The 19,106-nt window shown below is 36.9% G+C and carries 15 protein-coding genes, 1 tRNA gene, 1 pseudogene and 1 riboswitch; of the genes and pseudogenes, 5 read left to right on the forward strand and 12 right to left on the reverse strand.

What is annotated here, in order from left to right; all coding sequences use genetic code 11:
- Positions 1-85 precede the first annotated feature (85 nt).
- Positions 86-709: an NAD(P)-binding protein gene (locus tag JOC48_RS18385; protein WP_204501874.1), complete on the forward strand. Its 624-nt coding sequence runs from the start codon at positions 86-88 to the stop codon at positions 707-709.
- 98 nt (positions 710-807) lie between these two features.
- On the opposite strand, the gene JOC48_RS18390 is transcribed toward JOC48_RS18385, so the two are convergent.
- The 7 genes from JOC48_RS18390 to JOC48_RS18420 all read right to left on the reverse strand — a co-directional run bounded on the left by JOC48_RS18390 (position 808) and on the right by JOC48_RS18420 (position 11,992).
- On the reverse strand, positions 808-1,866 hold the full coding sequence (locus JOC48_RS18390; RefSeq protein ID WP_204501875.1) for an anthranilate phosphoribosyltransferase: 1,059 nt from the start codon (positions 1,864-1,866) through the stop codon (positions 808-810).
- Positions 1,850-2,608: a sirohydrochlorin chelatase gene (locus JOC48_RS18395; RefSeq protein ID WP_204501876.1), complete on the reverse strand. Its 759-nt coding sequence runs from the start codon at positions 2,606-2,608 to the stop codon at positions 1,850-1,852. The genes JOC48_RS18390 and JOC48_RS18395 overlap by 17 nt, the downstream gene beginning before the upstream one ends.
- A 14-nt stretch (positions 2,609-2,622) precedes the next feature.
- Positions 2,623-3,408 carry a uroporphyrinogen-III C-methyltransferase gene (gene cobA, locus JOC48_RS18400; protein ID WP_204501877.1) on the reverse strand — a complete coding sequence of 262 codons (786 nt, stop codon included), beginning with the start codon at positions 3,406-3,408 and terminating at the stop codon, positions 2,623-2,625.
- A gap of 241 nt (positions 3,409-3,649) precedes the next feature.
- Positions 3,650-3,967, reverse strand: a complete 318-nt coding sequence (gene nirD / locus JOC48_RS18405; protein WP_204501878.1) for a nitrite reductase small subunit NirD — start codon at positions 3,965-3,967, stop codon at positions 3,650-3,652.
- A 41-nt stretch (positions 3,968-4,008) separates the two neighbouring features.
- Complete coding sequence (gene nirB, locus JOC48_RS18410) at positions 4,009-6,420, reverse strand: nitrite reductase large subunit NirB (RefSeq protein ID WP_204501879.1); 2,412 nt, start codon at positions 6,418-6,420, stop codon at positions 4,009-4,011.
- Positions 6,421-6,850: 430 nt separating this feature from the next.
- Entirely contained in the window at positions 6,851-9,520 is a 2,670-nt protein-coding gene (locus JOC48_RS18415; protein ID WP_204501880.1) for an EAL domain-containing protein, read from the reverse strand.
- Between the two features lie 135 nt (positions 9,521-9,655).
- A riboswitch (cyclic di-GMP riboswitch) is annotated at positions 9,656-9,743 on the reverse strand.
- A gap of 98 nt (positions 9,744-9,841) precedes the next feature.
- The gene (locus JOC48_RS18420) at positions 9,842-11,992 is read right to left on the reverse strand and encodes a type IA DNA topoisomerase (RefSeq protein ID WP_204501881.1); all 2,151 of its coding nucleotides are present in this window, start codon (positions 11,990-11,992) and stop codon (positions 9,842-9,844) included.
- A 148-nt stretch (positions 11,993-12,140) separates the two neighbouring features.
- Here JOC48_RS18420 and JOC48_RS18425 point away from each other — a divergent pair, with 148 nt between their 5' ends.
- The gene (locus JOC48_RS18425; RefSeq protein ID WP_204501882.1) at positions 12,141-12,296 is read left to right on the forward strand and encodes a hypothetical protein; all 156 of its coding nucleotides are present in this window, start codon (positions 12,141-12,143) and stop codon (positions 12,294-12,296) included.
- A gap of 170 nt (positions 12,297-12,466) precedes the next feature.
- Here JOC48_RS18425 and JOC48_RS18430 read toward each other — a convergent pair whose 3' ends face one another.
- Positions 12,467-12,676: a hypothetical protein gene (locus JOC48_RS18430; protein ID WP_204501883.1), complete on the reverse strand. Its 210-nt coding sequence runs from the start codon at positions 12,674-12,676 to the stop codon at positions 12,467-12,469.
- Positions 12,677-12,885: 209 nt separating this feature from the next.
- Between JOC48_RS18430 and JOC48_RS18435 the strand changes: the two genes are divergently transcribed.
- Positions 12,886-13,041, forward strand: a complete 156-nt coding sequence (locus JOC48_RS18435) for a hypothetical protein (RefSeq protein WP_204501884.1) — start codon at positions 12,886-12,888, stop codon at positions 13,039-13,041.
- Between the two features lie 70 nt (positions 13,042-13,111).
- Here the strand turns inward: JOC48_RS18435 and selA are convergent, their stop codons facing one another.
- From selA to JOC48_RS18455, 4 genes and pseudogenes are all read right to left on the reverse strand, one after another.
- On the reverse strand, positions 13,112-14,518 hold the full coding sequence (gene selA / locus JOC48_RS18440; protein ID WP_204501885.1) for an L-seryl-tRNA(Sec) selenium transferase: 1,407 nt from the start codon (positions 14,516-14,518) through the stop codon (positions 13,112-13,114).
- 82 nt (positions 14,519-14,600) lie between these two features.
- Positions 14,601-14,786: pseudogene (locus JOC48_RS21710) on the reverse strand (Rdx family protein); the annotation flags it as partial.
- 253 nt (positions 14,787-15,039) lie between these two features.
- Positions 15,040-16,920, reverse strand: a complete 1,881-nt coding sequence (gene selB / locus JOC48_RS18450; protein WP_204501886.1) for a selenocysteine-specific translation elongation factor — start codon at positions 16,918-16,920, stop codon at positions 15,040-15,042.
- Between the two features lie 204 nt (positions 16,921-17,124).
- A complete protein-coding gene (locus JOC48_RS18455; protein WP_204501887.1) occupies positions 17,125-17,277 on the reverse strand; it encodes a YfhD family protein in 153 nt (50 codons plus the stop codon).
- 168 nt (positions 17,278-17,445) lie between these two features.
- Between JOC48_RS18455 and JOC48_RS18460 the strand changes: the two genes are divergently transcribed.
- Together JOC48_RS18460 and JOC48_RS18465 are read left to right on the forward strand one after the other, a co-directional pair.
- Positions 17,446-17,542, forward strand: a tRNA-Sec gene (locus JOC48_RS18460).
- A 200-nt stretch (positions 17,543-17,742) separates the two neighbouring features.
- Positions 17,743-18,714, forward strand: coding sequence for a tyrosine-type recombinase/integrase (locus JOC48_RS18465; protein WP_204501888.1), 972 nt, complete (start codon positions 17,743-17,745; stop codon positions 18,712-18,714).
- Positions 18,715-19,106 lie beyond the last annotated feature (392 nt).

Consider the following 19,106-nt stretch of genomic DNA (forward strand, 5'->3'; position numbering starts at 1 on the left):
TTTAATAATCATATGTTTTGTTCCAACCCATCACCTCAAGTAAAATGATAGTAATCAACAAAACACGGATGAGGAGTACAAAAAAATGGGATTAATTCCGACAATGATAGATTTACAGGGAAAGAGAGTGGTGGTAGTTGGTGGAGGAATAATTGCGGAAAGAAAAATAAACAATATCATCTCAGCAAAACCGAAGATTACCCTAATTAGTCCAAACATAACACCGAAGCTACAAACGTTAGTAGATCATGGACAAATTAAATGGCTAAAAAAGAACGTTTCTAGTCAAGATTTGAAAGAGGCATTCCTAATCATAGCCGCCACAAATAAGGAGGAAGTCAATCAACAAATTGTTGCAGAAGCACCTGATTATGCATTGATTAACGCAGCTAGTGATGCTGAAGCAGGAAATGTGCAATTCCCGATTTATTTACAACGGGGAAAGCTTTCCATTGCCATATCCACTAGTGGTGCTAGTCCCATATTAGCAAAAAAAATCAAGCAAAAACTTGAGAAAACATATGATGAATCCTATGAAAATTATTTAGACTTTTTATTTGAAGTTCGAACGATGATAAAAAACGCTAAGTTAGACCGAGAAGAGAAACAAACCTTACTAACGGAAGTCGTAACGAATGATTTCATGAATGCAGCGCAACAAACAAAATATATTTTATCCTTACAGCAAAAGCTAAAAAAGAGGGATTAAAAAAGGAAAAGCTTCCGATTACGTCAAATTCGTAAGGAAGCTTTTTTCTTCATTTAAAGGTTGTTCAAAAAAGTCCGGTAAAACTTTTTGAACACGCACTATTTGCTGTTTTTAATTAGTGACTGACTATTTCTCCATTTCTCTAATTGTTGGAAACCGACACCTTTATTCAATTGTTCCCTTGTTATTTCAATCCCTTCTTTAATCGTCGAAGCCGCTCCAAATAAATAATAACGAATACCAGTATTGAATAAAACTTGCTGATAATAATAGTTATAGGCTTCCAATTTTTCACCGTTTAAAATAGAGAGAATGATATCACACTGTTCTTTTGCACTCAGTTTTTTGTTTTTATCAAAATTTTTATCTAATACTCCATATTCTTCCGGCTTTACAATAAATGAATCTAGTGAATCGTCTGTCAATTGATACACGAAACTATTTCGATGAACCGGTAAATCCTCCGAGCCTTCTAGACCTTGAACAATATACACTCGATCATAAGAAAGGCCTTTAAAAATTGGATAAATCTTATTAATTGCTGTTCGATGAAAAGCCCCCATCATAATCGACTTTGCCTGAGAAATATTCAATAATTTTTCAGCTGTATTTAATAACGTTCGCACATGGATTTGCTCACGAATTGGCCGCATTTCTTGTAATATGGAGCAGAATTTTTCTGTCCAAGAAAAGCCTAAATTACATTCTTCTAGACGTTTCACTATCGAACTACTCTCTTCCTCCACAGAAACGCCTAATTCAAACAATATATCCTTAATAGATGTTCCATATTTTGGTGGAAGTGAGTCACTACTATGAAGAAACGCAGGGATACCATAGCTCGCTAATAAAATGGATGCGGGAATCGTAGCAACAAAAGAATTTCTACCGTTATAAGGACCTGCAAAATCAATCATCTTATCAGTAATCGCAGGTGAAACCTGTAGCTTTTCAGAATGCTCTTGAAAAACATGAATAAAGGCAAGTAACTCATCTGGTGATTCGGCTTTTATACGTTGAGCAACTAAATATGCTGCAATTTGGGCATCTGTTGCATTCCCATCAACGATCGTTTGCGCAACTTCTCTCGTTGTCTCATAATCCAAATCCTTTGATCCTCGTTTTCCCCTTGCTACTTCTTTAAGCCATTGTTGCATACTTCTCTCCCTCTCTGATCGCTTCAATTACTCTAGCTTTTAATTGTTCACATACATTACGATGACTTCCTAAATAATCGCAAACAATTACTTCCTGTTCTGGCGAGAGACGGAGTTGCTGTGCTGTTTGTTCTATCTCCTTCATTAGAATACCAGTAAACAATAAATAAGGTAGAACTACAATGCGATTAGCACCGGTTTCAACCGCCTCTATTAGTGCTTCCTCATACGTAGGACGGGCAGCTGCTAGGAAACAAATACGAACAGAGGATACCCGTGATTTATTTTTTAGAGTATCCGCTATTTTTTGTGTATCGATTTTCGCATCTGGATCACTGCTTCCTCTACCAACTAATAGTACATGAAGATCTTGTGAAATGGATGTTTTTTCTTTGATCCTCTCAACCAAAACATCAACCATTTTTTCTTGAACTCCAATTGGCTTGCCATAGCTGAATTCCACATTCTTATAATGTTTAGATGCTTGTTTTAATACATTTGGAATATCCTTTTTTGCATGTGCAGCTGTTAATAATAGAACAGGAACAACTGCTATTTTTTTCGCACCCTGTTCAATACAACGTTGTATCCCTTCATCAATGGTAGGTTTTGCAAGTTCAAGAAAGCAGTATTCTTGTATAGGGACATCTACAAGCTTCATTGTTTTCTCAACAAACTCAATGGCTTGATTTGCAGCTTTCTCCACACGACTACCATGACAAATATATAGAACAGCTTGCATACCATCACTCCAAATCAATAAGCTTCTTTTAATACAGCTTCAATCTGTTGCTGATTATTTATTGATTGTAATTGTAGCATTTTTTCTCTGAAACGAACAACCTCACCGACAACAATCATAGCGGGATTTTTGATTTCTGCTTCTTCAGCGACAGAAACAATTGTTTCAAGAGTGCCTACTACAGTTCGTTGGTCCTCCGTAGTACCTTGTTGAATAATCCCTACTGGGGTATGTTTGCTTTTACCGTGCGATATTAATTGATCACAAATAAATGGAAGATTACCAATCCCCATATAAATCGCTAACGTATCAACTGCATTCGCTAAGCTATCCCATTTAATATCCTTTGGCATCCCTTTTTTACAGTGACCAGTTATAACTGCAAAAGAGCTGCCTAGTTCACGATGTGTTAAAGGTATATCTGCATATGCTGGTGCAGCAATCCCGGCAGTAATACCTGGAACCACCTCATATTCCAGCCCATTTTCAGCCAATGCTTCTGCTTCTTCCGCTCCACGACCATATACGAAAGGATCTCCACCTTTAAGCCTTGTTACAACTTTCCCTTGTTTTGCAAATTTGATTAGCATATAGTTGATTGTTTCTTGCTTCATCATATGAAAATTCGGGAGTTTCCCACAAAAAATCAAATCCGCCCCTGGCTTTGCTTCTTTTAGCAAGTCTTTATTGACTAACCGATCATAAAGAATGACATCTGCCTGCTTGATACATTTCAATGCTTTAACTGTGATTAAATCTGGATCACCAGGACCTGCACCAACTAAAAATACTTTTCCCATGTGTGCCCTCCTTAGGCCTGTCCTCGAAATAGTTTTATAGATATCTGACCAACTAATTTCTCATTTATCATGATTAAAAAAGAACACCTAACCTAGTAACGGGCAAAAGAAATGGCTTGAAAAGAACATTTCACCAGATAACCAGGTCAGGTGACTGTAAAATTTTTAAGTTTCAGATTGATTCAGTCATTTCTGGATGTACATATTTTCGCTCTCTCTACTATTTAATGTTCAAACAATCTTATACCAAAACATATACTTGATCGTTCTCAATCTCAACTTTGAAGGTCTGCACACAACCCTCATCCGGTTCTTGAACATTCCCATCAATTACACTAATTTTCCAATCATGCATTGGGCAAAAAACATGCTCACCACTTACCATCCCTTCTGCAAGTACGCCACCTTTGTGTGGACAACTGTTTTCAATCGCATGTATCTTACCACTACCAAGCTTAAACACCGCGATTTCTTTTGAACCTACATTAACTGTTTTCCCTAATCTTTCCGGGAATTCAGAAAGCTTTCCAATTGGGACTCGTTGTACCATTTTTTCCATTTGTATAATTCCTCCCCACTATAGTAAGTGAACATCCTTTATTAGTTAGATCCTGTTGGAACATTCACCTTCTCATAAAGCTCTTTTAACAATGTCTCATTTTTAACTGCTTCACTCCATGGTTCTTGAACAGCAGCTAACGCCTCATCCATACGTTCGTTTAATTCGTCACGCGTTTCTTTGTCTGATAGTACTTCTCGAACATGCTCTATTCCAACTCGCTCTACCCATGCAGAGGTTCTTTCCAAATAGTTAGCAGATTCACGATAGTATTGTAGAAAAGCACCTACCATTTCAAGCACTTCTTCTTGTGTTTTGACCTTAAATAGGAGCTCAGCTTGACGTAAATCTGTTCCGCCGTTACCACCTACATGAACTTCCCAAGCACCATCAAGTCCTAACACGCCGACATCTTTAATACCACCTTCCGCACAGTTTCTTGGACATGCGGATACACCCATTTTAACTTTGTGAGGAGTATATAAGCCTTCAAACTTCTTCTCAATATCAATTCCCATTCCAATGGAATCTTGTGTTCCAAATCGACAGAAATTCTCTCCCACACATGTTTTTACCGTTCGAACAGACTTTGCATACGCATGACCTGAAGGCATATCTAAATCTGCCCAAATATTTGGAAGGTCTTCCTTTTTAACACCAAGTAAGTCGATCCGTTGCCCGCCAGTTACTTTAATCATGCCGACTTCATATTTATCAGCAACATCGGCAATTTTCCTTAGATCATTTGAATTGGTAACTCCACCGTACATTCTAGGTACAACGGAGTAAGTACCATTGTTTTGAATGTTTGCATGTAATCTTTCATTCACAAAGCGTGATTCACGCTCATCCTCATATTCTGAAGGATTAATCATTCCAAGATAGTAATTAATTGCTGGTTTACATTTGGAACAACCCTCTTCCGTTTTCCATCCCAACACATTCATTACTTCTCGAACATGTGTAAGTCCTTTTTCTTTGATTTCTTCTATTACCTCATCTCTTGATAGGGTAGTACAGCTACAAATGGTCTCTTTTTGATCTGCACTGTATTCATCACCAAGTGTACATTCTAGTAAATCTGATACTAATGATTTACATGTACCACATGAACGTGATGCATTCGTACACCCTTTTACTTGCTCTACGGTTGTTAGACCTTGATTGTTAATTGCTTCAACAATAGCCCCTTTCGATACACCATTACATCCACAAATTAACTCATCATCGCTCATTGATGCTACTAGATCAACGCCAGACTCTTCCGTTTGACCGGATTCCAGGTATTCCTCAACATCTGCACCTTTTTTAATAAGACTAAGTAGTTTGTTTCCGTCTTTAGTATCTCCAAATAAAACGGCACCTGTAATCTTACCTTCTTCTACTAGCACCTTTTGGTAGATGCCTCGCCAATCATCATACATTTTAATGGCTTTTGTAGATTCATCATCAAGGATTTTTCCTGTTGAGAAAACATCTACTCCAGATACTTTTAATTGTGTAGATAGTACAGAACCTTTATAACCTTCGTCTGCTTGATCACAAATGTGCTTTGCCAATGCTTGACCCTGCTCATACAATGGAGCAACTAGCCCATAAACCATTTGACGGTGCTCTGCACATTCTCCTACCGCATAAATATTTGGAACTTCTGTTTCCATATGATCATTGACAACAATTCCTCGATTTACCGGTATTTCATGTTCCTTCGCTAAAGCAACATTTGGTTTAATTCCGACTGCCATAACAACCAAATCTGCTTTAATTTTACTACCGTCTTTAAAACGTAGACCTGTAACATGGTTTCGACCAGTAATCTCTACTGTTTGCTTTTCTAGTAAAAAGTTCATCCCTTGCTTTTCTAATTCCTGCTTCAGTAGGTTACCTGCATCCCGATCCAGTTGACGTTCCATCAAGTAATCAGCAATATGAATAACATCTACTTCCATACCTAGGTTTAACAAGCCTCTTGCCGCTTCTAACCCTAGTAATCCTCCACCAATTACTGCTGCTTTTTTATACTTTTTGGAATAATCCATCATCATTTCACAATCTTTTATATCGCGAAATGCTGTAACCCCTTCTTTATCAGCTCCAGGTAAAGGAAGCATGAATGGATTAGAGCCAGTTGCAATAATTAATTTGTCATAAGGCTCCTTACGATCTTTATCAGTTAAGACAAATTGATTTTTCTTATCAATTTCTATAACGGTTTCTCCAGGGTACAAACGAATATTATTATCTTCATACCACTGCCATTCATTTAGCGTAATATCCTGAACATCTGTATCCCCTTGCAATACCTTTGATAATTGTATCCGGTTATAGTTTGGATATGGCTCAGTACCAAACACAGTAATATCAAATGCATCTGGCTTTCGTTTTAAAATTTCTTCAATTGCTCGTATACCTGCCATCCCGTTTCCTATTAAAACTATCTTTTGTTTTGGCATGTGGATTAACCCTCCAAGTGATTCTAATTTTCTGAAAATTAATGTTGTTATCATTGTACTCATAAGCTCTTATTAGATTCAAATGTCTTGTAAGAAAACTTCACAAACGAAAAACGACAATTTTTATAATGAAATCGCTTTATTCGATGTGTGATTATCTTACATGAAATCTTTTATTGTTATGGTGTAAGCGGATTCAATATTTTGATAAAATAACAGCATTACACAACGTGAAAATAGGACAAAAGGACTAGTGTGTTTCAAAGCCATTACGAGCGGTTCGGCAGCGAGTCAAGGTTATTCAAATGCGGTAACATTAGGAACAAAGCACACGAAAACAGCCATTAAATAAAATCCAAAAATAGGGCTGCCTGCTAGGTTGTATTTTTAAAACAAAAAAACAACTTGCTTAAAATGAGCAAATTGTTTTTTAATACATGGTAGTCCATTCTATTAATAATTGATTGACTTGTTTAGCGGGCAGTGGCTTACTAAAATAATATCCCTGTACGATATGACAGCTTAAAAGATGAAGTTTTTTATATTGTTCTTCAGTCTCCACTCCTTCGATCACTACACGAAGGTTTAAATCATTGGCTAATTTCACCAAGGAATGTAATATTGCTTGATTTTCAGTACCTTCATCTAGTGTATCAATAAACTCTTTTGCTATTTTTATTTCATCAATCGGTAATCTCGTTAAATAGGATAAAGATGAGTATCCAGTTCCAAAATCGTCTAATGCTATTTGAATACCAAGTGACTTTAATTCAAGCAGCTTTTCCATCGCTATATCCATATTATGAATAGCAATCAATTCTGTTATTTCAATAACTAGCTTTGTTGGATCAATCTTATACGTGTTAACTATATCTTTCACTTTTTTCGTCAAATCAGATTGATGATAAAATTGCTGTGGGGAAATATTTACCGATAACTTTAAGTGCAAACCTTGTTCCATCCATTCCTTTTGCTGTTTACACGCCTCCTCTAAAACCCATTCATTTACAGCGAAAATGATATCTGTAGCTTCTGCTAATGGAATAAATTCAGATGGTGAAATAATTCCTAGCGTAGGGTGATTCCATCGAACTAATGCCTCCATGCCAATAATTCGACCACTATTACTTTCCACTTGGGGTTGATAAAAAATTTCTAATTGGTTCTCTCGTATGACCGTATGGATATCCTTTTCGATCGTTAGTTTTCGAATCGATTTCCCTTCACTTAATGCAGTAAATACTCTGTAATGATTTTTCCCATGGTATTTAACTCGATACATTGCCAGATCAGCGTTTTTCATTAATTGCTCTGGATGATGAGCATCATCAGGATAAATAGAAATACCTATACTTGGAGTTAATGAAATTTTATGCTTGTTGATGTAAAATGGATGATTTAATAATTGAAAAACTTGTTCTGCTTGATCAATAGTATCATCTTTATCCTTTACACCTTTTAATAGAAAAGTAAACTCATCGCCACCATGCCGACCAACAACCTGATTCTTGTTTAATGCTTCCTTTAGACGTTTGCCAACCGCTTGAAGTAAAAGATCACCTACGTTATGTCCTAACGTATCATTGATAATCTTAAAATGATCTAAATCAAGAAATAGTACGGCAAGCATTTGCTTTTTTGCTTTGGCCTCTACAACGGCCTCCTCTAATAGCTGATCAAAATATCTTCGGTTTACTAAGCCTGTTAATGGATCATGATAGGCTAAATAGTTAATTTTTTCTTCATTCTTCTTGTTTTCTGTTATGTCCTTTGCAATACAAAAAACACCAGTAACTTTGTCATCAATGAAAATAGGAATATAGGTAATCTCCAAGTATTTTACTTCAGAAGGCGTTTCATTATAAGTTATTCGATTGGTTTGAGGATTCCCTTCTCTCGCCTTCAAAAAATGTCTCTTCACTTGGTTTACTACCGTTTTTGGCAAAATAGAAAAAATTGACATCTGCAAAAGCTCTTGCTCAGATCGTTTGGCAAACTCCACACACTTCGGGTTAACTAGCAAAAAATTCCCATCTAAGTCTAAAGAAAACACAGTATCCGTATGGTATTTAAAAATAGACTGATAGATTTGAGAAGTAGTTTGCAATTCTTCCGCTTGCTGCTTAAATTTATCAAGCAATTTCCTGCTTCCTATCATGACCATTACTTGCCTGAAGAGGATAAAGAAAATAGAAATGCTTGCCCCAATGACAATGGTATCCTCTCGATGAAATAACAAAATAACTAATAACCCAACAATATAGAGATAAGGTAGAACGATTTGAAACAGACTTAGATCTTCTTTCTTCCTATCCGATTTTATAATTGGTTTCAGTTTAAATTTTGACCGCTGATAGCCAGCATAACCAACGAGCAAATAGGAGAGAAAATAAATTGGATCAACCACACTCCAAGAGGAATAACCATCCGCTGTTTGTAAATATAGATAAAAAGCATCTGCTGTAACTTGTAAAAATAATCCGAGCACTAAAAACGACAAGCCGTTTCGCTTAAGAATAGTTGGAGAATCATAATAAATCGTAATCGTGAGCAATAAAAGAAACAAATCCCCAACAGGGTAGCTTATCGATACAAATTGATATAAATTAGAGGCATTCAATTCTTGCATTATTGGCTGGATAATAAAATATCCAAACAGGGTAATAGCTACCGTCATGATAATAATCATGTCCATTAAGTTTTGAAAGAAAGCTGCGTTTTCCTTTTCCTTAACTAATTTATAAATAAAGGCAATGGAAAACAAAACATAATGAAGTAAATAAAACAAGTCTGGTAATCCAGGGAAATGTACTTCCATATGTAACCATAATTCAAAAATGTCCCTTACCATTAGCCCTGTAAACGCAAATAAATAGCCTATAGAAAGGAGAAGCCAAAATAAGCGCTCTGCTACCGGACTTCGCTGATATGCTCCGAATAACCAAAAAGCCGCAAAGAGCGGTGCTAATGAATAGATGAATTCTCCCAAGTAAAATAGAAAACCATTTGTATCTTTAACTAGAAACAAATACGTATAGGAAAAAGCTATTAAAAAGAATAATACACAAAGGACGGCTAGTGTATTCCTTTTGTTATTCATCTGATTTTCCTCCATATCATTTTAATAGAAGGCTTGTTTTCTAACTGTTTGGTACTTTCTTTGCGCTATTTGATGTCAAATAAAAACTACCCTCACTAGAAAGGGTAGTTTACGCAAAATGAAGTAATCCTTCATTTGGGCAACTCGGCCGTCATAGCTAAAGTTAGCAGTAGACCCGTAGCTTTGCGTCTTCACCTTTCGGATGAATTTGCCATTATCCAGTATAGTTCTTTTTATTCATTTTAACATAATGACTAGTGAAAAAATACCGCTTTTATTGGAAAATATTTCATGTTTAACTCGATGACTTATTAAAATATTCTACTTTTTAAAATCCATCCTCCAGCTAAAATAGCGATTATTATCATTTTTTTCATAACGTAAATAGGCATTAAACTTTTTTCCATTTTTACTTGTCAGCCCTTTGACATAGACAACTCGATTTTTTAATAGAGATGTTACCATTGTCTTTGTTACTTTTTTCTTCATCGCACTTAGAAATTTATCATGCTTCCACACAACAAAACTACAGCCTTGTTTCCAATTACTACAACCAAATCCTTTCCGTCCCTCAATAACTATGTGTCCACACAACGGACAATTTCCAATGATATCGTTTGTTACACGAGTTACTTTTCCTTCTTGAAGTGCAACATCCTTCTCTTCCTTAATTTTTGTCACAGCCTGATTCGTAAAAGAATAGATAAACGGTAAAAAATCCTCCATATTACGTTTATTTTTCTCAATATCAGCGAGTGACTGTTCCAACTTTCCTGTAAACTCTAAGTCAAATAACTCCTGAACCGGAAACGTTTCTACTAATTTTTTTCCTAGTTCTGTACAAATGAGATGTTTCTTTTTATTTGTGATATAGCCAACTTGTTTTAACTTCTTAATCGTTTCTGCTCTTGTTGCAGGTGTACCAATACTAAAACCTGTTAATACCTGTTGCTCATCTTCGCTATCCTCTGCTGCATAGCTTTTACCGCACGTCTCCATCACGCGTAATAATGTTTTTTCGGTATGATGTTTTGGTGGTTTCGTTACATGATCCGTAACATCAAGATCTAACAAATCCACCTTTTCCTTTAATTGCACGTTCGGTAATAATGTATCCTTTGATTGAATGCCTTCAACCTTCTTCCATCCCTCCACAAGTTGCACTTTCCCTTTTGTAACAAATTCACCTGTTATAAATTTATCAGACAACTGCGTAATAAGTTTCGTTTCTTCATAAATGGCTACTGGCATAAACTGCATAATAAAACGGTTTTTTATCGCCTGATAGACGATAAGTTGGTCTGCTGATAATTGTTTAGGCTTTATGTAAGTCGGGATAATAGCACTGTGACTTTCGACCTTTGCATTATTGAAAACTCTTTTTGATTTAATAAACTTTACTTCATTCCTATATGGCAAATCAGCAGTGATACCTTCTAAGACTTTCGCAGCCTTTCCGACAAGGCTTTCATCTAGTGCCGTACTTGAAGTTCTAGGATATGTGATTAACTTTTTCTCATAAAGCGTCTGTGCCACTTTTAGCACTTTGTCGGATGTCCAGCCTTGATATTTGTTCGTAATATATCCTTGTAGATTTGATAAATTAAATAAAAACGGCGGAAACTCTTTTTTGCGGTCCACTTCCTTACTTATAATTGTTGCTGAATGAGTTTGTAATGCTTGTTCCAATTGGATTAGCTTGTCTTTATCGGAAAACCTTTCTTTTCCATTTATTGTATAAATCCCCTGATAGGAGTGCTTGTCTGCCGTCTGAAAATTAGCTACTAGTTTAAAGTAATCTTCTGGGACAAACTGTTCTATTTCTTTATCGCGGTCGTAAATAATTTTTAACGTTGGAAGTAATACTCGACCAATATTCAGTACTTTTCCTTTACCCTTCTGAAACTTTAGGGTTGCTACAGACGTTAAATTTATGCCAATGATCCAATCTGTCCATTGTCTCGTTTTTCCAGCATCATGTAACGGCTTGAATACGGAATTCGGCTTTATTTGATTCATTCCTCGTAAAATTTCCTCCGCAGTCCACTCATTCAGCAATAGTCGATAAACCAATTTATTCGTTTGAATATTTTCGATAATACTATCCCCAATTAATTGACCTTCTCGATCGTAATCACATGCAGAAATAATCATATCTACGTCACTTCTTGTTGCTAATGTTTTTATTGTTCTTAATTGTTTGGCAGCACCCGCATCTATTTGCCCCTTCTTTCGCGGATTGCTTTTCACTTTATATTGAAATTCACCTGGAATGAATGGAAAATAATCCATTCTCCACCTCGCCATTTTCGAGTTGTAGTCCTTTGCATCATATAATTCGAGCAAATGGCCAAATGCCCATGTGACTAGATAACCATTTCCTTCAAAAAAACCATCTCTTTTTGTCTTTATTTTTAAAGCATCTGCAATATTTTTTGCTACAGAAGGCTTTTCAGCTAAAATTAATTTCATACAAATTACTCCTATTCCGTACAGCATTTAGCATTCGTTTAGATACTGCCATTTAGTATAGCACGAATGCCATGATTAGAACACTTGTTCCTTTTGAATTATTTTAAAGAGCTCTAGGGAAACTAAAAACGATTGGAGGGATAAAAGGATGAAAAAACATAATCCACAAGAAAAAAAGGTTGCGCCAAATGTCGACCCAGATGAAGACTTTGGCGAGAAGGCAACGCAGTCAGAAATTGAACAAGGAGAGTATACAAAGGTTACAAGGCTATCCTACGATGAATATGAGCATAGTGAAGAATAGCTTGGATTGAAGAGCACTATAAAGGTGCTCTTCCTTCTTTCTTTACACGTTAGGAAAGTATAAAATTTTAGCGCTGAAGTAAATCGACGTAGTAAAATTTTTAAGAACTAAGCATAAGTGCAACTAGGCGATCGCCTGCGCCTAAAGGCTTGGCACTAGCCAAGTTTTCTTTACACCAAATTAAAGATCCAAATAAGTAATGTGATAAATACAACACATCCAATAATCAGTTGTTTAACTATATCGGAAAGTTCAAATGGGATATACCGGAGAGCAAAGTATGTGGATAAACCAGTAACAAGCATTAATAAAACTCCATAAATGAAGACACCTAATAAATTATCAATTGGAAGTTTGAGTGATTCTACGATATATGACATATTTCACACCTCTTGTGCTAATACAGTGAATTGAACATGAAGTCTACCATCCCCATAAACCTTCTATAAGTGCATGTCTATAAGGCAATTCTATAAACGAATAAGTATTTATAAGACCTCGTTCTATTATTATTCTACCAATAATATACTGATGAAAACTAGTCTAAATGTAAAAGAGAAAATCAATATAATGGAGGTTTGAGTTTAAAATGGACGAACCAGTTTACTTATTAACTTACAACGCCAGTAGTTATGAATGGTTTTACACAGAAGAGGAAATGTTCGCATTTATTAATGAAAATAACTTAACGAATTACGAAGCACTTTATATACCAGAAGCATTCGAGGTTACATTTGAAGAATAGCACAAATAAGTCGAAATTTCCACTATTCCCCCCCTGTCCACCCCACGCGGACAAATGTCCACGAGCGGGGTCAGACCCCTATGCTCGTAAATGCTTGTACTAGATCGTCCGTTTCTTCCTTTGTGATTGTGCGGAAGTCAATTAGGACGTTATTTTCTTTTACTCTTGTAATCACTGGTGTTGAGCCTTTTCTTAATTGATTTGCTAGTTCCTGGGCGGAAGATTGTTGATGCTTGATCGCTACAACGAAAGTTGAAACCTCTACCCCTGGCATTGTTCCACCACCGACTTGTGACGTATCCTCCAAAATCTCACAAGTGTAAACGGAAGTGACTGTTTGTAATTTAGCGATAAAGTATTCTACTAATTCCCTTATTTGTTCAATTGGTTTGATGATATCTCTCACTGTTGGCAATTTTTCAGCTGCCTGCTCATTGATATAAGCACGTAGTGTCGTCTCTAATCCTGCTAACGTCATTTTATCGACGCGTAACACTCTTGCAAGCTGATGCTTTTTAAGGACCTTTATCAATGATTCCTTTCCAACGATAATACCTGCTTGTGGTCCGCCTAAAAGCTTGTCACCGCTAAATGAAACGAGATCCACGCCGGATTCAATAACTTGTTTCACAACTGGTTCATCACCAATTCCACTCTGTTGAAAATCATACAAGGAACCACTACCCAAATCTTCGTAAAAAACGAGTTGTTCATGCTGGTTTGATAAATGAACAAGTTCATCTGTTGAAACGGATTTTGTAAAACCAATTGTCTTAAAATTACTCGTATGTACTTTTAAAATCATTCCTGTTTCTTCCGTTATCGCTTGCTCATAATCATATAAATGGGTTTTGTTTGTCGTCCCTACTTCTACTAAATTCGCACCACTTTCTTCCATAATCGCTGAAACTCGAAACGAACCTCCAATTTCTACTAATTGACCACGCGAAACAATAACCTCTTTCTCCTTTGCTAATGCACGTAAAATAAGAAAAACCGCTGCTGCATTATTATTGACAACCATTGCAGCCTCTGCCCCTGTTACTTCCTTTAATAAATCTTCTATAATGTCATGACGCGAACCACGTTTTCCCATTGATATATTGTATTCAAGGTTCGAGTAGCTCTCTGCCACCACTTTCACATGCTCTATCGCATCCTTACTCAGTCTAGAACGACCGAGATTTGTATGTAGAACCGTACCGGTACCATTAATTACTCTAGTAATTCTCTCTTTCTGAAAAGAATGAAGTTCATTTTCCACGCGCAACCAAATACTTTCTACGATCGATTGACTTTGATCATGCTTCAACGGATTGTTTCCATTTAAGAGTTGACTACGGATACTTGAAAGCACCTCTTGGATAATCTTTGTCACATATTTTTCGGAAAGATCAAACGTATCAACTAGTTTTTGAAATTTATCACTCTTTTGCAACTCATGGACTGGTGGTAGCTCTCTTAATAATTGCTTCATTATTTATCCTCCGTACCATTTAATAATTAACTGTTAGAAAAACGCTTAGGTTAATTACCTAAGCGTTTTGTCATCCTGCTTTCTATTTGGCTTCCATTTGAGAAATTATTTCATTAGCGACAGGATATTCGCCAGTATCTAGCTTTGAATAAAGCTTTTCACCGTTAACGGTAATTTCAAATGCGCCTCCAGAGCTTGGTATAAGCTCCAGTGTCTGAATGTCAGAACGAAAATGTGTAAATAACTGTTCCGCAAAACTTGCGGCTTTAGGTGCGTAATTTCACTGCATACAGAATTCAATCGAGACTTTGTAACTCATGTAGTAATACCCCTCTCTTTCCATTCTATAGTTTGCTCAAAAAATCACCAAATTAAAAGGCGAATCACTTCGTTCGTTTGTTTTCCGATCCTCAAAATGTCATCCGGCTTTACCTTCTTGTACGTTTGATGAATTTTTGAACACGCACTTCTACTATCATTGTATTAAAAAATGTTAAAAAAGGAAAAACATATACACTAAATCAGACCCATTGGCGTTGACTATCCATCCTTTTCGTATAGCCTAATTCATCTAATAGCTCTAGTAACGGAATTAAGTATTTACGAGATACATTCCATTGATCCTTCGCTTGCTTCAAATCAAACGACTGATCGGTTTTCTGCTTTAAATCACTTACCGCTTTTTCGACCGGTTCACGATGAATCAGTAATTCATCTGTCAGACGGTACAACTGCTTTGTCTGAATCAGAAATGTTTTTAATTCATTCCCTTGCTCTTGTGAAAGGGCCGAATCGGAAACATAATCCTCCCATTTATTCACGGTCAGTCCGTCTTGCTTAATTGCTTCTACGATGGATTCCATTCGTTTTGCCCATGCTTTCGGAAAATGGGCTTCAAACGTCTGCAGTGCAAGAAATTGCCCTTCTTGTTTTAATTGTTGATTTTCCAACAAAAATTTAACAGCATTGTCGATTACTTCTTTTGGAAATTTCTCGCTTATCGTTTGGACTAATTCTGCTTTATTCATGCCTTTTCGCATTGGATGCTTTTCATGATATGCCTGTAGATCATGGACAAGCTGATCTTTTATTTTTTCTAATTGAGTCCTTAAACTAAACGAGCCATTCGGTAAAGAAATGATTCGGTTATCTTCGTGCAAAATCGTTTCCACCTGTACCTGATCAAGGGAAGTCACTTGAATCAATTGGTTCATATCTAAAGGCTTTTCTGTCAAAGCATCAACGACTAAGTCTTCTGGTGTACCTTCTTTTTTCTGTTGTAGCATTTGAATCGTTTGTTGGCCAAAACGATATTTTTCTCCATTTGGATCTATGACCCAACCTCCACCGATTGTCTCTACTGGTGAAGGGCGCCTTAAAATAAAGCGATCTCCTCTTCGGACAACAATCGCCTCTTGCAAACGAATCTGACAAAGAACTTCTTCCTGTTCGTTCTTTATTTCATTCCGATCAAAAAACACAATCGTACCCATCACCTCTGAAGTACCAACGTGAACATTGACTGGTGCTCGCTGTTTCAGCGGATAACGCATTTCCTCTACAAATCGGATAGAGACATCGATTGTATTGGTAACAATAAAGTGATCAGAAGCAACTAATACATCGCCACGCTTAACTTCGTCTCGATCGATACCACTGATATTAATTGCTGTACGCTGACCTGCTGAAGCATGTTCGACGTCTTGATGATGGACTTGAATGTTTCTTGCTTTCACACGTTTCTGTGCAGGTAACACTTGTAAGGTATCGCTTTTCTGCACCATTCCTTCATAAATGGTGCCACGAACGATTGTCCCCAATCCTTGTACTGTAAAAACTTGATCAATTGGGAGACGAAACGAACCGTAACGATCCCGAAATCCGACATTTTTAAGGTTTTCAAATAATAGATCCTTTAACTTGTCTACACCTTTTCCAGATAAACTATCTACAAATACCATTGGTGCATCTACAAATGTCGTATCTTCTAACGTCTCGTAAATATCTTGTGCAACAAGGTCAAGAAGTTCCTCTTCGACCTGATCTACCTTTGTAATTGCGACGATGCATTGATCAATTCCTAAAAATTGAAGAATTTCGAGGTGTTCCTTTGTTTGCGGCATAACCCCTTCATCTGCAGCAATAACCAGTACGACGAGATCAATTCCTGCTACACCAGCAATCATTTGCCGAATAAAACGCTCGTGTCCTGGAACATCAACAATCGAGACATGTACACCTTCTTTTGTATGTAAAGGAGCATATCCCAATTCAATCGATATGCTGCGCTCCTTCTCCTCTTTTAATCGATCAGTCTCTACATTTGTTAGCGCCTTTGTTAGCGTCGTTTTCCCATGATCAATATGACCAGCCATTCCAATTGTATAATATCGTGCATCCATATTTATGATCCCTGCTTTCTCACAAACCTACTTACTTACACTTTAATCGGTGTTTGCTAAGAATATCAAGCAAGGTGAACTACAAAAGAAAAGGGTCAGACCCCTCAACTACAACATCATGTGATATTTTAATCATAAACACGAATTGTTGTAGTATAATGAGGGAGTCAAACCCTTATCGGACAGCCTCTTCTATAATGCCCCTTATTCTCGATCTTCACGTTCTTCATTGACACCAAATTCAACTTGTGGATCCTTTGACATATCCATATCGACGCCTGTTGCATCTTTCTGGTTAGCTGGAGTTTGTGGAAGCTTTGTTTTGTTTTTACGATGACGATGTTCATCTCGTCCCATTTTCATCCACCTCTTTTCATTTGGTTTCAAAATTAGTATGATGGATAATCCATTAAATCATGTGAGTACAATTGGATTAAAATATAACTTTTTTTACCAGGCCATCACACTTGCGATTATGGCATTGTTCGTTATAAACTAGAAAAGGCTTGAAAGAAAATGTAACATGGGGTTGGATGGGTGACTGGTGTCCCCCTGGGTCTTCAAAACCCTGAGGGAGGCGCGTGCCGTCTCCGGTGGGTTCGATTCCCACACAGTCCCGCCAAAACCAACGTTGATTTGACGGTGATTTTCGAGATTTTGCCGTTGATTTATACGATGATTTTTTCGATGATTTCACGCAAAAGTCCCACAGGGTTTCGTCATCATTTTTGAGTGGTTCTCGGGGGACCTATTCGATAAAACCTAGTGGTACCAAATGGAACTTTATGCTAACCTCTTACACTTTATAGGAGGTTATTTTTTATGCGTAAATTAGAACGGAAAGGTATTCGTAAAACTGCAAGAACACCGAAAACTGAAACGAATAACGTCATTAAACGCCAAACATTAAAGGATATGTTTCAGCGGTTTATGATTGACAAACGAACCGAGGCGTTAACTCAAACGACTATTGACGACTACGATAGGCATTTCGGTTATTTACTCGACTTTTTAGGCGGAGACTTAACGCAAAAAGAGATAACCACCGATGTATTTCGAGAGTATATTGGCTATATGCTCCATACAAAAAACCTTTCGCCTGTTACGACTAACGTCCGAATAAGAACAATAAGGGCATTTTTACGGCATTGTTTTGAACATGGATGGATTAACGAGCAAATACACGAATTTTTCAAGCCTGTTAAAACGGGTGAAATAAAAATCGAGGCTTTTACACCCGAGGAAATTAATGTACTATTGGAGCAAATTGACGAGACACGGTACATGGGATTTCGTAATAAAGTCATGATACTAACATTACTCGATACAATGGTGAGAATATCGGAACTTATTAAGATTCGACGTAAAAACGTTGATTTAAAAACAGGACACATCCAGCTAGAACCGCATGAGACCAAAATGAAACGTTATCGAGTGGTTCCCTTATCTAACAAGTCGATTCGGCTACTTTCAGAATACATGGAAGAAACGGAGGATTTCGAGGCTGAAACGTTATTCCTTACCTATGACGGCAGACCAATTAATGCTAACACGTTTCGCAAGAACCTAGTCGAATATAAAGAAGCGGCAGGAATAAATAAACGTGTGTCTCCGCATATTTTCCGCCATACAGGAGCATTATTTTATATCATGAACGGAGGAGACCCTTTCAGTTTGCAAGACATACTCGGACATACGGATATGTCGATGGTTCGTAGATATATTAAAATGACTAACGTTCACATAAAACGGCAACACAACACATTCTCTCCATTGAAAAACCTTAGCCGTTAATAAGTAAGCTACGCCGTCTATTTCGTCGCGGCTTATTAAACATATCTTTACTCTATCGTTCTTTATTATATCGCATCCCCTCTATACCCTATATGCGATTATCTTTAATAGATGCTTTAACGACAACCGTCTAAGTTCTTTAGAACTTGGGCGGTAATCTTTATATGTTATATTTCGGTATTCTTATATTTCTAGTGCCCTCTAATGGGGGTCTGTGTATAGTACCGCCTAATGGAACTATGCTTCATATCGGTAAATATCGAGGTTTGGAACTATTTTTCACCGTCCATGTTAACGATTATAAATGTCAATTAGAAAATGTACATTTTTGATCACTTTAGAATGTACATATTTGTTCACAAGCGAGTTGTATTTTCCCCCAACCGTAAGGT

This window comes from Aquibacillus albus (genome assembly GCF_016908325.1).
GTDB classification, from domain to species: Bacteria; Bacillota; Bacilli; order Bacillales; family Amphibacillaceae; genus Aquibacillus_A; species Aquibacillus_A albus.

What these genes read in the sequence shown, in the direction of transcription:
- selA (WP_204501885.1), bottom strand. Translation starts at nt 14,518, where the DNA reads ATGAAGCAATTATTAAGAGAGCTACCACCAGTCCATGAGTTGCAAAAG.
- selB (WP_204501886.1), bottom strand. Translation starts at nt 16,920, where the DNA reads ATGGATGCACGATATTATACAATTGGAATGGCTGGTCATATTGATCAT.
- JOC48_RS18425 (WP_204501882.1), top strand. Translation starts at nt 12,141, where the DNA reads ATGAAAAAACATAATCCACAAGAAAAAAAGGTTGCGCCAAATGTCGAC.
- JOC48_RS18435 (WP_204501884.1), top strand. Translation starts at nt 12,886, where the DNA reads ATGGACGAACCAGTTTACTTATTAACTTACAACGCCAGTAGTTATGAA.
- JOC48_RS18430 (WP_204501883.1), bottom strand. Translation starts at nt 12,676, where the DNA reads ATGTCATATATCGTAGAATCACTCAAACTTCCAATTGATAATTTATTA.
- JOC48_RS18385 (WP_204501874.1), top strand. Translation starts at nt 86, where the DNA reads ATGGGATTAATTCCGACAATGATAGATTTACAGGGAAAGAGAGTGGTG.
- JOC48_RS18415 (WP_204501880.1), bottom strand. Translation starts at nt 9,520, where the DNA reads ATGAATAACAAAAGGAATACACTAGCCGTCCTTTGTGTATTATTCTTT.
- nirB (WP_204501879.1), bottom strand. Translation starts at nt 6,420, where the DNA reads ATGCCAAAACAAAAGATAGTTTTAATAGGAAACGGGATGGCAGGTATA.
- JOC48_RS18420 (WP_204501881.1), bottom strand. Translation starts at nt 11,992, where the DNA reads ATGAAATTAATTTTAGCTGAAAAGCCTTCTGTAGCAAAAAATATTGCA.
- JOC48_RS18390 (WP_204501875.1), bottom strand. Translation starts at nt 1,866, where the DNA reads ATGCAACAATGGCTTAAAGAAGTAGCAAGGGGAAAACGAGGATCAAAG.
- JOC48_RS18465 (WP_204501888.1), top strand. Translation starts at nt 17,743, where the DNA reads ATGCGTAAATTAGAACGGAAAGGTATTCGTAAAACTGCAAGAACACCG.
- JOC48_RS18395 (WP_204501876.1), bottom strand. Translation starts at nt 2,608, where the DNA reads ATGCAAGCTGTTCTATATATTTGTCATGGTAGTCGTGTGGAGAAAGCT.
- JOC48_RS18455 (WP_204501887.1), bottom strand. Translation starts at nt 17,277, where the DNA reads ATGGGACGAGATGAACATCGTCATCGTAAAAACAAAACAAAGCTTCCA.
- nirD (WP_204501878.1), bottom strand. Translation starts at nt 3,967, where the DNA reads ATGGAAAAAATGGTACAACGAGTCCCAATTGGAAAGCTTTCTGAATTC.
- cobA (WP_204501877.1), bottom strand. Translation starts at nt 3,408, where the DNA reads ATGGGAAAAGTATTTTTAGTTGGTGCAGGTCCTGGTGATCCAGATTTA.